This window comes from Pedobacter sp. ISL-64 (assembly GCF_018613605.1).
Lineage (GTDB): Bacteria > Bacteroidota > Bacteroidia > Sphingobacteriales > Sphingobacteriaceae > Pedobacter.
The window spans coordinates 379,476-393,412 of the sequence record NZ_JAGGPU010000006.1; the positions used below are offsets into that span (position 1 = coordinate 379,476).

Sequence of the window (13,937 nt, forward strand, 5' to 3'; positions counted from 1 at the left end):
TCACTTTAACAAATAAAAAACACTTTATTTAACAATCCCTCTTATTAAAGGATATATGAATAATTACAGTTTATATTGTTAAATAATTACCTTTGAAATAGTTCATCTAACCACTTTAAAATTGCAAGAATACTTCCTCGTTGTTGATACCGAAACTTCAGGTCTGCCTAAAAATTGGACGGCGCCTTATTCTAAAGAAAAGAACTGGCCTCATATTGTCCAAATTGCCTGGATTATTTATGATCAATCCTATCAGGAAATTAAGCGGGAGAATCACTACATAAAAAATATAGATTTCACTATTGATAAGGCTGCATTAAAAATCCACAAAATTACCCCTGAATATCTGCATACACATGGCGAAAACAAAGAAAAAGTGATGTTGCAGTTTTCTGAAGATATAGAAAAATACCAGCCTTTAGTGATCGGACATTTTATTGAGCTCGATTATCATATGGTGAATGTTGAATTATACCGCATCGGAAAGGAAAATATATTTAAAAACCTGGCTTTTTTCTGTACGATGAAGGCAAGCGCACCATACATCACCAATACAGTAATCAGTCATTTAAAGCTGGATAAATTTTATACCATTTTATTTAATGAAGCACCCGAAAATACGCACAATGCTTTATCAGATACACTAAACACCGCAAAGATTTTCTTTCATCTTTTAAAAACAGGCAAAATTAGCTTAACTTCAGCCTATCATCAGGAGCATACTTTTAACCTGGAGAAGAAAAAGACAAAAGATTTTTCGTTTAAGAGAATTTTACAGGGATTTTTTAATGGAAGATAAACTAGCCGATCAAATTTATACCGCTCGTATCGGAGACATTACTTTTAAAAAGATAGTAAGTTGCAGCCCAGGCACACCTATTTTTGAAGCTGCAATTAAAATGTCAGAACAGAAAACCAGTTGCCTCTTTATTAAAAATGATCAGGATGTTTATCTGGGCTTCGTAACCGATATTACTTTAAGGGATAATGTAATTGCCAAACAACTGAATTCAAATTTGCCTATTGACGAAGTTATGGATACCAATATTGTTACCATAACTCCGGATGCTTATGTTTATGAGGCGATATTGATGATGTTCAGTAAGAAGTCGCGCTATTTATTGGTAAACGACAATGGTAATTATGTTGGCTTTTTAAGCAGGAACCGCCTTTTAAGCGAGCAGGCAGAATCTCCATTAGTTTTTATCCAATCAGTAAAATCTGCTGTAAATACCAGCGATCTAAAATTAAAATGGCAAAAAGTACCAGGCATTGTGTCGCAATTATTGGCTAGAGGTGTACATTCGAAAATTGTAAATGAGGTGGTAACTACTATTGCCGATACCATTTCCTTTAAAATTATTGAAGAGGTAATTGCTAAACTTGGTCCGCCACCTGCAAAATTTGTATTTATGGTTTTGGGTAGCGAAGGCAGAAAAGAGCTTAGCTTAAAAACCGATCAGGACAATGCCATTATTTACGAAGATACCGGAGAAGATAAAAGAGCGGCTGTACGTTCTTATTTTCTAGATATGGCTACCCAGGTTTCGGATAAATTAAATTTTGTTGGTTTTGTATACTGCGATGGCGATTATATGGCCACTAACCCAAACTGGACACATTCACTATCGCACTGGAAATACAATTATAAAAACTGGATAGAAGAAGCTTTACCAGAAGCTGCCGTAAAATTTGCTGCATTTTTTGATTGCAGGGCCATCTATGGCGATTTAACCATTATGGAAAGCTTACGTGCTTTTGTTGATGAAGAACTGCAGAAACCCATCGAAAAATTCTACGTATATCTGGCCAAAAATGCCTTACTCTATGAGCCACCGCTCACCTATTTTAGAAATATAAGAACACAAAAAATCCATAAAAAAGAGGTATTCGATATTAAAACAGCCATGACCCCTATTGTAGATCTGGCAAGGGTTTATGCTTTACAGAACAGGATTTTCCAAAAAGAGAATACAGGCGAACGTTTAAAGGCCTTAAGAGAACTTGGTGTTTTTAGCGAAGAGCAGTTTAACGAACTTTCGCAGTCTTATTATTATTTAATGGGCTTAAGATTGAAACATCAGGCTAATCTGATTATCAATGATCAGGCGGCACCCAATAACTTTATCGAAATTGATAGTTTAACCAAAATTGAGAAAGTAACCTTAATCGAAATTTTTAAAATTATCCAGAACTTTCAAAGCGGCATCCGCATGAAGTTTACCAATAGCCTGGGTTAAATTATCATTAATTCTCTTGTCTGCTTATTGTAATTGGTTACAAACTTTAATAACTTTAGGGATAATACCTGCTTATTATAAGATTAAAATACTAACCAAGTACTTAATTTAAAAAATCAGACTTATGGGAAAATTTGTAATTACCAAAAGATCAAACGGAGAATTCCAGTTTAATCTTAAAGCCAGCAATGGCCAGACCATTTTAACCAGCGAAGGCTATTCAGCCAAATCAAGCTGCGAAAATGGAATCGAATCTGTCAAAAAAAATGTGCAGGATGATTCCAAATTTGAGAAAAAGACTTCGTCTAATGGCAAGCACTATTTCAGTTTAAAGGCTACAAATGGCCAGATTATTGGCTCCAGCGAAATGTACGAAAGTACTACAGCCAGAGATAATGGCATCGAATCGGTTCAAAAGAATGCGCCTGATGCCGATACTGACGATCAGAGTTAATCATCATAATTACAATAGAAAAGTCGTCATCTCGACTGTAGCGCAGTCCGATTTTCGGGAGAGAGATCTATTTTTTTAGATTTAGCTTCACTGAGCCTTCGGGTTCTTGGCCATGTTGCACTCCGCTACCATTGACGTTATTTTGCAATTATTTATTAATGAGCGACTTGCGACATCTATGTATTTCCGCATAGCTAGGCCGTAGCACCCTATCCCCGTTCTACTTAAATCCGGCCTAACAAATTTTTCGGGCTCCACTGACAGAGCCATCCCACTGGCTTCGAAAGAAAAATTTTCAGCCGGTGTTTTTTGTTTCTTTTTGACATCAAAAAGAAAGAGCCCTTCGGCGGCGGCGAGCCGAGGCAAAGCTTTGCCCTGGGGCAAAAAAATTAAATGTATACGTCATTCATATTGATTTTTATACAATAAATTAACCCTCGAAATGACGACACTTAATGACATTGCCCTCCCTCTCTTTAAGGCTACCCTGTGGACGCAAAGATTTAATCCTCTCTTTTAGAACACTACAGTCAGATGTAAACATCCATTTACTAGCAAATCAAACTGCTAATACAGGCCTATCAAACGTTTGCGCGTCATAAATTTTAAAGTTATTTTAAATAACTAATCAAATAGCCGTAAAATCTGGCCAAACGGCACTTCTTTTTACACCATTCAGGCTTATTATATTTCATCCCACACAAACGTTTGCGCGGTTTTAATTCAATCTACTGTATAAGTTTGTTTGTAACTTAAATTCAGATAAGGTAAAAATCTATCTACAATACGCTCTTTTTAAGGTTTGGAACAGTGGCCAAGACTGGCGAATTATGGTGGTATAATCTTCGTATTAAAATCGGTAAGATTAGGTAAAGAGGCTGAGCGCAGCATATAAAAAAGCAACAACAACCAATTCCAAATATTATCAACCCTAAACCTAAAATTATCGTATGAAAAAAAACAGTCTACTTTTAACAGGGCTATTCTGTGCCTGCCTGTTCGTCCTATCTTGTAAAAAGGCCGAAGTATTACAACAAGAGGAAAAAACCTTCTCTATTAACAAAAAACTGGCTACAACCAACATTATTACCCAAAGCCGCAATGTAAATGTTGTGTATTTTGTACCTAACGACCTCGATACCCTTGCAGGGTATAGGAAAAGGTTGAGCGATCTTTTATTATGGACACAAGATTGGTACAAACAAGAAATGAACCGCAATGGTTATGGCAATAAAACATTTGGCCTTGCTGATGATGGCACAGGAAATGTAAAAATCCTAACCATTAGAGGAACGTTGCCGAAAGCGAGTTATCCGTACTCCGGAGGTAGCGGGGCAGTTGCCAGCGAAGTAAACGCTTATTTTGCTGCGCATCCAGCTGATAAAACCAGCGATCATACTTTGATCATTATTCCAAGGTATTCTATCGGTTCTAATGGTACACCAAGCGGAGGTCCATTTTATGGTACCGGCAGATGGTGTTACGCGCTGGATTATGAAGAAATGGACATTGCAAATCTTGGCTTAAGCACTACCATTGGCAATCGCTTCAGTGTTTGGTTTGGAGGTATGGTACATGAACTTGGCCACGGATTAAATCTACCGCACAATAGGCAGAAAGTTTCTGAAAACTCAACCTTGGGCATGGCATTAATGTGGGCCGGTAATGGAACCTTAGGAAAGAGTCCTACATTTTTAACGGCTGCAGACGCTGCTATTTTAAATGCCAATCAGGTTTTCAATAATAACGCTGGCACCTATTACGGTTCGGTAACCAGCAGCATTAATAAAATATACGCCAGCTACTCCAGCGCTTTGGCTTCTATAGTGGTATCTGGAAAATTCACTTCTACTGGCAACGTAACCAGCATTCTGTATTATAATGACCCTAATGTAAACAATGAGGGTACAGGTGTAAATAAGGATTACAATGCCATTACGTGGGAATCGAAAAAGATAGGTACAGATAGTTTTAGGGTTGTAATGCCAATTGCCGATTTACAGGAAAAAGCTGATGGTATTCCATACGAACTAAAAGTTAAACTGGTACACGACAATGGAACCGTAACGGAGCAGGTTTATGCCTATACTTTTTCAGGAGGTTTACCGGTACTTAACTTCTCTACTAAAAATGAGTTAAGCAAAACAGGCTGGAGTATTGCTTCATTTAGTTCTGAAGAAACCAGTGGCGAGGGCGCTACAAATGGTAGGGCAAGCAAATTGATTGACAACAGTGCAAGTACATATTGGCATTCGAGATGGAGCAGCTCGGCCACAAGCTACCCACATACTATAGTAATCAATTTGGACGCTTCAAAAACGGCAAATGGCTTAAGTTTAACACAAAGAAGTGGTTTAAGCAGGGCTGTGAAAAACTTTGAACTACTAACGAGTACAGATGGCGTAAACTTTACCTCAGTTAATAACTATGTGGCCCAAAATGTAAATGGCGCACAGTACTTTGATTTTGGTACTACCAAAACTTTCCAGTATTTTAAAGTTATTTTAAATTCAGCACAGGATGGTCTGCAGTTTGCCAGTCTTGCAGAATTGGGATTATATTAGATTTTCAAAACCAAACAACAAAAAAGGTCCCGATTTACATCGGGACCTTTTTAAATATGATTATCGCCTAAGCGAAAATTTCTATTTTACTGCATCAATTACAGCTTTGAAAGCTTCTGGGTGATTCATTGCTAAATCAGCCAATACTTTACGGTTTAAACCGATTTCTTTAGAAGCTAGTTTACCAATTAATTGAGAGTAAGAAATACCGTGCTGACGAGCACCTGCATTAATACGTTGGATCCATAATCCGCGGAATTCTCTTTTCTTAACTTTACGGTCACGGTATGCATATTGCAAACCTTTTTCTACTGTGTTTTTAGCAACAGTATAAACCTTACTTCTTGCTCCCCAATAGCCTTTGGCTAGATTAAGGATTTTTTTTCTTCTTCTTCTCGAAGCTACTGCGTTTACCGAACGTGGCATGTTGTTGTTGTTTTTTGGCAAGCGGCGTTCCGTTTATCGGAAACTTAAAGCCTGATACCTGGTGAAATTAATAAATTACTTTCCGATGCAAAGCATACGTTTAACGTTACCCATATCAGCATCAGATACGATACTTGTTTGACCTAAGGCACGTTTACGTTTAGTACTCATCTTAGTTAAGATGTGACTTTTGTATGCGTTGTTTCTTTTGATTTTACCTGTTCCAGTAAGCGAAAAACGCTTTTTAGCACTGGAATTGGTTTTCATTTTTGGCATAACCTGTTTTTTAATTTATAAACCTATTTTTATTTTTTTGCTACTTTAGGCGCAACTGTCAGGAACATACGTTTACCTTCCAACTTAGGTAATAACTCTACTTTTCCTACATCTTCCAAAGCCTGGGCAAATTTTAATAACAAAATCTCTCCCTGCTCTTTGTAAACAATTGCTCTACCTTTAAAATGCACGTAAGCTCTAACCTTCTCACCGTTCTCTAAAAAGCTTACTGCATGCTTCAATTTAAACTGGAAATCGTGGTCGTTGGTATTAGGACCGAAACGGATCTCCTTAATTACAGTTTGTTTAGCATTAGATTTAATTTCTTTTTGCTTTTTCTTTTGCTCGTAAACAAATTTACTGTAATCAATAATTCTACAAACTGGTGGTACGGCATTTGGAGATATTTCTACCAAATCCAATTCCAGTTCATCAGCAAGTGCCAAAGCTTTTGCCAAAGGATAAATCCCCGGTTCAACATTATCGCCAGCTAAACGCACTTCGGGCGATTTAATATACTGATTAATGTTATGCTCTGCTTCTTTTTTCTTAAAAGGTGGACGTGGTCCCCTGTTAAATCCTGGTCTTCCTAATGCCAAATTTGTACTATTTAATTTAAACTGTTATTTCTTTTCTTAATAAATTGTTGAACTCTTCCAACCTCATTTCGCCTAAATCTCCCTCACCATGTTTGCGGACAGAAACTTTTCCTTCTGCCATTTCCTTATCACCGATAATGAGCATGTATGGGATCTTTTTAACTTCCGAATCGCGTATTTTGCGACCGATTTTCTCATCACGAAAGTCAATCAGCCCGCGAATATCGGAATTATTTAGTTCATCTAAAACTTTTTTTGCATATTCTTCATATTTTTCTGAAATAGGAAGAACAATAAATTGCTCGGGACTTAACCATAACGGGAAGTTTCCGGCACAATGTTCGATCAAAACAGCAATAAATCTTTCTAATGAACCGAATGGTGCACGGTGAATCATTACTGGTCTGTGCTTCTGGTTATCGCTACCGGTGTATTCCAATTCGAAACGCTCTGGTAGATTATAATCAACCTGGATAGTACCTAACTGCCATTTTCTACCTAAAGCATCTTTCACCATAAAATCGAGCTTAGGGCCATAGAAAGCGGCTTCGCCATATTCTACAACAGTATTTAAGCCTTTTTCTGCAGCTGCTTCGATAATGGCATTTTCAGATAGTCTCCAATTTTCGTCAGAACCAATATATTTCGATTTGTTCTCCGGGTCTCTTAATGAAACCTGAGCAGTGTAGTTATCAAAACCTAATGATTTAAATACATAAAGCACTAAGTCGATTACTTTTTTAAACTCTTCTTTCACCTGTTCTGGCATGCAGAATAAGTGTGCATCATCTTGAGTAAAGCCACGTACACGGGTTAGCCCATGTAATTCGCCACTTTGTTCGTAACGGTAAACCGTGCCAAACTCGGCAAAACGAACCGGAAGATCTTTGTAAGAACGAGGTTTTGTTTTGTAAATCTCACAGTGATGAGGGCAGTTCATCGGTTTTAAGAAAAACTCCTCTCCTTCTTGTGGCGTTTTAATTGGTTGGAACGAATCTTTACCGTATTTCTCCCAGTGACCTGAGGTTACATATAAATTTTTATGGCCGATATGCGGTGTTACCACTTGCTCGTAACCTGCTTTAGCCTGTGCTTTAGTTAAAAAGTTCACCAAGCGCTCGCGCAAAGCAGTTCCTTTAGGCAACCATAAAGGCAAGCCCATTCCTACTTTTTCTGAGAAAGCAAATAACTCCAGCTCTTTCCCTAATTTACGGTGATCGCGTTTTTTTGCCTCCTCAATCATTAAAAGATATTCAGTAAGCTCGCTCGCCTTAGGAAAAGTTACACCATAAATACGGGTTAACTGTTTTTTGGTTTCATCGCCTCGCCAGTAAGCACCAGCTACATTCATCAGTTTTACTGCCTTCACAAAACCAGTATTCGGAATATGTGGACCACGGCATAAATCGGTAAATGAACCTTGGGTATAGAAAGTAATTTTACCATCTTCCAGGCCATCAATTAAATCCAATTTGTACTCATCGCCTTTTTCGGTAAAATATTTTACCGCATCAGCTTTGCTCACACTTTCGCGTACAAAAGTTTCCTTTTGCTTAGCCAGTTCGATCATTTTGGTTTCGATGGCTTTGAAATCATCCGAAGAAAATTCACGGTCGCCAAAGTCTACATCATAATAAAAACCAGTTTCGATAGCTGGGCCGATACCGAATTTGGTACCCGGATAAAGTGCTTCTAAAGCCTCAGCCATTAAGTGAGCTGATGAATGCCAAAAAGTCGATTTTCCGGCAGTATCATTCCAGGTCAATAATTTTACTGATGAATCAGATTCGATTGGTCTTGTTGAATCCCAAACTTCGCCATTAACCTCAGCGGCTAATACGTTACGGGCCAAGCCCTCAGAAATTGACAATGCAATTTGGTGGGCAGAAGTGCCCTTTTCATACTGACGGACAGAACCGTCAGGTAAAGTAATGTTAATCATCTACAACTATGATTTAAATTTTAAATAAAAAAGTTTTAAAGATCACTTACAATGTGATTTTATTTTGTGCAAAGGTACGAAATTTATCCTGCTATTTAATACTGCCGCTTAAAATTCTACTTCGGCTGCAGTCCTACTTCTTGCAGATAAACTTTCTGTATGGCCAGTAACTGATCAGGATAGGTATTCAGTTTTTCATATTTAACGGCCAGCAGGTCATAGTATTTTCGTTTTTCGTCAATGGCTTTTACATGCAGCATTTCCTTTGCTGTTTTGCCATAATCGTTTATGGCAGTGAGGTATTGTGTTACACCTTCGTTAAATTTTGCAGCCGCTTTACTTGGTTTCAAACGTGCGATATCAAGAAGGTCTATTTTTGAATTATTGATCAGATTATCAGCCTTGTGCGACAGGAAAATAGAATCAGGAAAACCTTTTGCATATACCTTCGAAGTATCTCTAAAAACACTATCTGTTTCATCGATCTGTTTCATTTCCTGCAAAAAAATTGAAGTTACTTTTTCATTGTAGGCATAATCATTATTTGATGAGTTGCAGCTAAACAGCATAATTAAGAAAAGGAAAAACAAGGCAGGTTTTAAAGATTTCATATTCTGTTATCGTTTAAAAATTTTTGTTTAAGGTATTTACGCAAAGGAGTATCTACAAATCTCATTACCATATAAGCGAAAACGGTTAAAAGGAGTACAGAAACCGGTATCACCACCCAAAGCGAGGATGCTGGAGGCTGAACTTCGGCTACATAGGTTAAAAATATCCAGACAAATGGATAATGTACCATATAAAGCGGATATGATATTTCGCCTGAGAGATTACAGATCTTTTTAAACGATGGGTTTAATACTGTACCTGCTCCTAATGCCACTAAAAGTGGAAAGTAAAACAGCACAAGTACCGGCTCGGTAATCCAATTGTATTTATCATTAAAAGGAACTAAAAAGGCTGCGAGCAAAAGCACGATCATGCCTAAAAAGCCAAGTTTATTTTTGATCACCCAATTTAAACGGTAAACCAGCATACCGGCTGTAAAAGAATACAGCACACGTGCTCCACCGTCCCAGAAATTCTGCCCTCCCCAGCCGCCACCTACGTTGGTAGCGCGAACAGCTATATAACAAAGGCATACCGCTCCTATAACAACCAAAGCGATCAGTGATTTTTTACCCAGGCGGTAAAGTATAAAAATGTAAAAGATATTGGCAATATATTCCCAAAATAACGACCAGGCCGGTGCATTTAAGCAGAATAAGTTGGTATACCGCTCAGGCATGGCCGGATAAGGGATTAAAAAAGCTGAGGATAAAAATAAAAGAAAGGTTTTCCCGAATCCATAAACCTCATAAAGATCGCTGTATGGATCGATCAGAAAAGTGATCAGCCCTAAAACGGAACCAATAACCACCAGCGGGTGCAAACGGATAAGCCTTAATTTAAAGAACTGTGTAATCCCGATATGTGGTGCACGGCTATCGTAAGCATAGGCAATTACAAAGCCGGATAAACAGAAAAAGAAATCGACAGCGAGGAAACCATGTGAAAGAAAATTCTTGTTATAATTGGTAATTGCGATTTCCATAAAGTGATAAATTACCACCACAATGGCAGCTACGCCCCTTAATCCATCTAAAATTTCGAAATGTTGCTTGGTTGCTAATAAATTTGTTTTGTTCTCGGCTGTAATCACTTTTGGCTAGGTTATATTTAACCCCAATAATAGTTATTCTCAGTTTAGATGCAAAAACTAAGGCCAACCTTTTCAAAAATGATACAAAAAAAGCCCTGAAAGCTTACACTATCAGGGCAACAATAGAATTATTATGGTGGTCTTGATTAATTCATACCAAATGATCTTACCTGGCCACTACCACCTGGTCTGTTCTGTCTAAAACGTTTCATCATGTTCTCCATTTTAGTTTTATACTCTTCAGCAGTGATCAATTTTGCTTTTTTAGGTGCGGTTACATCTTTTGCACTTACATTCCTATATTCGATGCTTTTGGCAATTGAACTATTACCTCTGCCTTCGATCGCTAAAACAGCACCTTCAGTCCACATATTTGGGTTCGGAGAAAAGTCGAAGCCTAAATCTTTTGTATACCAGATTTTGGTTTCTTCTACTACGTTTTTATCCATATCCAAGATTTTAATAGCCCTTGTAGATCTTATAATCGCCTGGTGACAGGTAAAACCAATAATCTGTTTAGTAGAATCTGTTTTAATCACTTCTATGGTTGGTGCCGGAGCTGGTTTTGCTGTAGTGGTATCATTAGGATTTCTGCCGCCCATTCTCATTGAGCCAATCGGACCAGAAGTAGATAAAGTTAATTTACTCGGCATATAATATGTGGTATCGTTCAGATCAAAAACCTCTGTAAGACCCTTATCTGCAAATGTATAGTAATATTCTCTGTTACCACCGCCTCCACCAAAACGCATCATCATACGGCCCATGCCGCCACCGCCACCACCTGCTCCATTACTATCTTCAGTTTCTTCAACAGGCATATAACTGGCATTTGTAGCCGTAAATAACAACTCGAAGTTGCTTTTGCTAGAAGAGGGCATTCTGGCTTTCATCTGATCGGTTAGCTGGATACCACTTGCCGAAGCCATAGCCGCCGGATCGATAATATTTTCAAATTGTATGGCTCCTGAAGTTTTTTTCTGCTGTGCATCTGCAATTGATGCAATTGATAAAACGCCCAGTAAAGCGAAGATTATTTTTTTCATTACGATTTTGTTTTGTTGGTTAGATACGATAGCCTTAAAAAGGTTTAACAAAGATATTGTAGTTTGTAATGTAAAACGTGTTAAATTGTGTTAAAGATTACGTTTAGATCGTTTAAGCATAGATTTAGGCTGAAAGTAATTTAAATATTACAATATCGAATCTTTTTGTTGGAAAAGCAGTGTCAGTAGTTCTTGGGTTGCCACAGTCCCGCCCTTTGCTTAATCCCGATAAAAACACCTTAATTTAAAATTGATCCTTAATCGGGATAACGCTGTCGGTCGGGTTTATTTTACTCTTGATAACAGCACTATTTATGCCAACTAAACCCGATCAAAGCGAGATGCTCCCGATTTAAGCACTGTATATTTTGTTTTTTATGGTGTGCTTGCTTGTTTCACAGGTTTCATCGGAGCAGAAGCGAGAGCGGGGCTGCCCTAACCTACAGGCTTCTACAACTGCTTTCCTAAAAACAATTGTGGTAAACTAAGTCGGAAAGTTTCCTTTTTAAGCATTGGGGTTAATATTCCGTACTTTCCAGCCAGCCATTACACAGTACATCGGCAATGTGCATGGTTTTAATCGCAAGATTATTTTTCTCAATATACCCCTGAAGATGCAAAAGGCAAGACAAATCTGTTGAAATAATATAATCTGCCTGTTGTGCCAGCGCATGATTAACTTTCTGCTCGGCCATTGCAGATGATATAGCATCGAATTTAACCGCGAAAGTTCCGCCAAATCCACAGCACATATCCGTATCTTCCATTTCGATCATTTCTAAGCCGTGTACTTTAGAAAGCAATTGGCGGGGTTCATCTTTGATTTTGCACTCACGCAATGCGCTGCACGAATCATGGTAAACAGCTTTTCCTTCCAATTCGGCTCCAAAATAATCTCTTTTGGCTACGTTTACCAGAAAATCAGAAAGCTCCCATATATTAGATTGCAAACTCCGGCATTTGTTGTGCACAATGGTATTGGTAAACAGATCGTTAAATCCACCTTTCACCATGCCTACACACGATGCTGATGGCGCTACTACATAGGTGTTTTCGGTAAAATCGTTTAAAAATTTTGCACCCACTTCTTTAGCCTCATCCCAATAACCAGCATTGTATGCAGGTTGCCCACAACAGGTTTGTTTTGAATTGTAGGTTACATCACATCCCGATTTTTCTAATAACCTTAAAGTATTAAAAGCGGTTTCAGGATAGAGCTGATCTACAAAACAAGGCACAAATAATTCTACTTTCATAATATTCTTAACGACTGCAAACTTACAATTTTAGCGATTCTTTATGTTCGTTTTTTCTTAGAAGTACTAAAAGAACTAATCCAACAATAAAAAATGATGCCAAAGCGATAATTGAGTAGCGAATATTTCCGGTTAAATCTTCAATGTAGGCAAAACTGAAAAGGCCAATTACAATCGCCAATTTCTCCGTTACATCGTAAAAGCTGAAGAATGAAGTGCTATCTTTTGTATCAACCGGTAAATATTTAGAATAGGTAGAGCGCGATAAAGATTGGATTCCGCCCATAATTAAGCCTACAATTGCGGCCAACGAGTAAAATTGATATTCGCCAGTGATGTAATAACCAAAAACACAACAGCCTATCCATACTACAACTACCATAATTAACACATTTATATTCCCTATTTTTTTTGCTAAATACGACATGAGCATGGCGCCGGGGATAGCAACAAGCTGAATGATCAATATTACTGCAATCAATTTTGCCGTTCCTAATTTTAATGTTTTTTCAGCGAAACCAGCAGCAGCAAGCATAATGGTTTGTACACCCATAGAGTAGAAAAAGAAAGAAACTAAAAATCCTTTTAAAACCCTCATTTGTTTAACCTGTGCCCAAACTTTCGATAGTTCGCTAAAGCCATCTTTAAGGATATTCGTTTTTATTTTATCGTGCTGAGGTGTTCCGTTCGGAAGTGCTGAAAAAGGAATCTGAGAGAAACCGATCCACCATACGCCAACCAATAAAAATGATAACCTTGGTGGAAATGAAGCATCAGTAATACCAAACCATTCCGGTTTTAACACAAATAGGAAACAAATCAGTTGGAGTAAAACCGAGCCGATGTACCCATACGAAAAACCTTGTGCACTCACCCGATCCTGATGTTCTTCGGTTGCGATTTCTGGCAAATAAGAGTTGCTGAATAATACCCCGCCGATATAACCCATTGCTGCTAATGCAAACAAAATGATACTCATTTCGAGCGTATCTAACTTAAAGAAATATAAACCGATGCAGGCCGCCCCACCTACATAGGTAAAGAATTTCATAAAAGACTTTTTATTCCCTCTTCTATCGGCAATGGATGAAAGCATTGGCAAAGCAAAAGCCATAATCAAATAAGCAAGCGATAAGGCATAATTGGAAAGCGAGGTATTTACAAAGGTCCGGCCAAAGAACTCCACTTTATCACCATGTTCTTTAGTGGTGGTAATAATGGTATAATAAGCCGGAAAAATAGTAGAAGTGATGACTAAGTTATAGGCAGAGTTTGCCCAATCGAAAAATGCCCACGAACGGATGGTTTTCTTATTGTTTTTTGTTATCATTTGTTTTTTCGCTTCGCGGAAGATTACATTGATTGTTTGATTGCACAGATTAAATAGTTCATTACAAAACTAATATTTTATTGGTAACTTGATTGGCAT

Annotated in this window: 13 protein-coding genes; 4 read left to right on the forward strand and 9 right to left on the reverse strand. The window is 37.9% G+C overall.

Annotated elements, in window-relative coordinates:
* Positions 1–121 precede the first annotated feature (121 nt).
* The 4 genes from J7E57_RS09665 (at position 122) to J7E57_RS09680 (ending at position 5,258) form a co-directional block, all read left to right on the forward strand.
* Positions 122–799 carry a 3'-5' exonuclease gene (locus J7E57_RS09665; protein WP_215127464.1) on the forward strand — a complete coding sequence of 226 codons (678 nt, stop codon included), beginning with the start codon at positions 122–124 and terminating at the stop codon, positions 797–799.
* The gene (locus J7E57_RS09670) at positions 789–2,240 is read left to right on the forward strand and encodes a DUF294 nucleotidyltransferase-like domain-containing protein (protein ID WP_215127467.1); all 1,452 of its coding nucleotides are present in this window, start codon (positions 789–791) and stop codon (positions 2,238–2,240) included. Before J7E57_RS09665 ends, J7E57_RS09670 begins: the two co-directional genes overlap by 11 nt.
* A gap of 124 nt (positions 2,241–2,364) precedes the next feature.
* Positions 2,365–2,694, forward strand: coding sequence for a YegP family protein (locus tag J7E57_RS09675; protein ID WP_215127469.1), 330 nt, complete (start codon positions 2,365–2,367; stop codon positions 2,692–2,694).
* Between the two features lie 950 nt (positions 2,695–3,644).
* A complete protein-coding gene (locus J7E57_RS09680) occupies positions 3,645–5,258 on the forward strand; it encodes a discoidin domain-containing protein (RefSeq protein WP_215127472.1) in 1,614 nt (537 codons plus the stop codon).
* Between the two features lie 81 nt (positions 5,259–5,339).
* Here the strand turns inward: J7E57_RS09680 and rplT are convergent, their stop codons facing one another.
* The 9 genes from rplT to J7E57_RS09725 form a co-directional block, all read right to left on the reverse strand.
* Positions 5,340–5,684, reverse strand: a complete 345-nt coding sequence (gene rplT / locus J7E57_RS09685; RefSeq protein ID WP_025144714.1) for a 50S ribosomal protein L20 — start codon at positions 5,682–5,684, stop codon at positions 5,340–5,342.
* 75 nt (positions 5,685–5,759) lie between these two features.
* Positions 5,760–5,960: a 50S ribosomal protein L35 gene (rpmI, locus tag J7E57_RS09690; protein WP_108198956.1), complete on the reverse strand. Its 201-nt coding sequence runs from the start codon at positions 5,958–5,960 to the stop codon at positions 5,760–5,762.
* Between the two features lie 29 nt (positions 5,961–5,989).
* The gene (infC, locus tag J7E57_RS09695) at positions 5,990–6,559 is read right to left on the reverse strand and encodes a translation initiation factor IF-3 (protein ID WP_056872808.1); all 570 of its coding nucleotides are present in this window, start codon (positions 6,557–6,559) and stop codon (positions 5,990–5,992) included.
* A gap of 16 nt (positions 6,560–6,575) precedes the next feature.
* Positions 6,576–8,501: a threonine--tRNA ligase gene (gene thrS / locus J7E57_RS09700; protein WP_215127474.1), complete on the reverse strand. Its 1,926-nt coding sequence runs from the start codon at positions 8,499–8,501 to the stop codon at positions 6,576–6,578.
* A gap of 116 nt (positions 8,502–8,617) precedes the next feature.
* Positions 8,618–9,112, reverse strand: a complete 495-nt coding sequence (locus tag J7E57_RS09705; protein WP_215127476.1) for a hypothetical protein — start codon at positions 9,110–9,112, stop codon at positions 8,618–8,620.
* Positions 9,109–10,206 (reverse strand): acyltransferase family protein, encoded by a 1,098-nt coding sequence (locus tag J7E57_RS09710; RefSeq protein ID WP_215127479.1) that lies wholly within the window; start codon positions 10,204–10,206, stop codon positions 9,109–9,111. The genes J7E57_RS09705 and J7E57_RS09710 overlap by 4 nt, the downstream gene beginning before the upstream one ends.
* 146 nt (positions 10,207–10,352) lie before the next feature.
* Positions 10,353–11,252, reverse strand: a complete 900-nt coding sequence (locus tag J7E57_RS09715) for a hypothetical protein (RefSeq protein WP_215127482.1) — start codon at positions 11,250–11,252, stop codon at positions 10,353–10,355.
* Positions 11,253–11,770: 518 nt separating this feature from the next.
* Positions 11,771–12,508, reverse strand: a complete 738-nt coding sequence (locus J7E57_RS09720) for a (Fe-S)-binding protein (RefSeq protein ID WP_215127484.1) — start codon at positions 12,506–12,508, stop codon at positions 11,771–11,773.
* Positions 12,509–12,530: 22 nt separating this feature from the next.
* Complete coding sequence (locus J7E57_RS09725; protein WP_215127487.1) at positions 12,531–13,838, reverse strand: MFS transporter; 1,308 nt, start codon at positions 13,836–13,838, stop codon at positions 12,531–12,533.
* Positions 13,839–13,937 lie beyond the last annotated feature (99 nt).

Bases quoted from the DNA above. Each gene is read 5' to 3' on its own strand.
- J7E57_RS09670 (WP_215127467.1), top strand. From the start codon at position 789: ATGGAAGATAAACTAGCCGATCAAATTTATACCGCTCGTATCGGAGAC.
- J7E57_RS09675 (WP_215127469.1), top strand. From the start codon at position 2,365: ATGGGAAAATTTGTAATTACCAAAAGATCAAACGGAGAATTCCAGTTT.
- J7E57_RS09680 (WP_215127472.1), top strand. From the start codon at position 3,645: ATGAAAAAAAACAGTCTACTTTTAACAGGGCTATTCTGTGCCTGCCTG.
- rplT (WP_025144714.1), bottom strand. From the start codon at position 5,684: ATGCCACGTTCGGTAAACGCAGTAGCTTCGAGAAGAAGAAGAAAAAAA.
- rpmI (WP_108198956.1), bottom strand. From the start codon at position 5,960: ATGCCAAAAATGAAAACCAATTCCAGTGCTAAAAAGCGTTTTTCGCTT.
- thrS (WP_215127474.1), bottom strand. From the start codon at position 8,501: ATGATTAACATTACTTTACCTGACGGTTCTGTCCGTCAGTATGAAAAG.
- J7E57_RS09705 (WP_215127476.1), bottom strand. From the start codon at position 9,112: ATGAAATCTTTAAAACCTGCCTTGTTTTTCCTTTTCTTAATTATGCTG.
- J7E57_RS09715 (WP_215127482.1), bottom strand. From the start codon at position 11,252: ATGAAAAAAATAATCTTCGCTTTACTGGGCGTTTTATCAATTGCATCA.
- J7E57_RS09720 (WP_215127484.1), bottom strand. From the start codon at position 12,508: ATGAAAGTAGAATTATTTGTGCCTTGTTTTGTAGATCAGCTCTATCCT.
- J7E57_RS09725 (WP_215127487.1), bottom strand. From the start codon at position 13,838: ATGATAACAAAAAACAATAAGAAAACCATCCGTTCGTGGGCATTTTTC.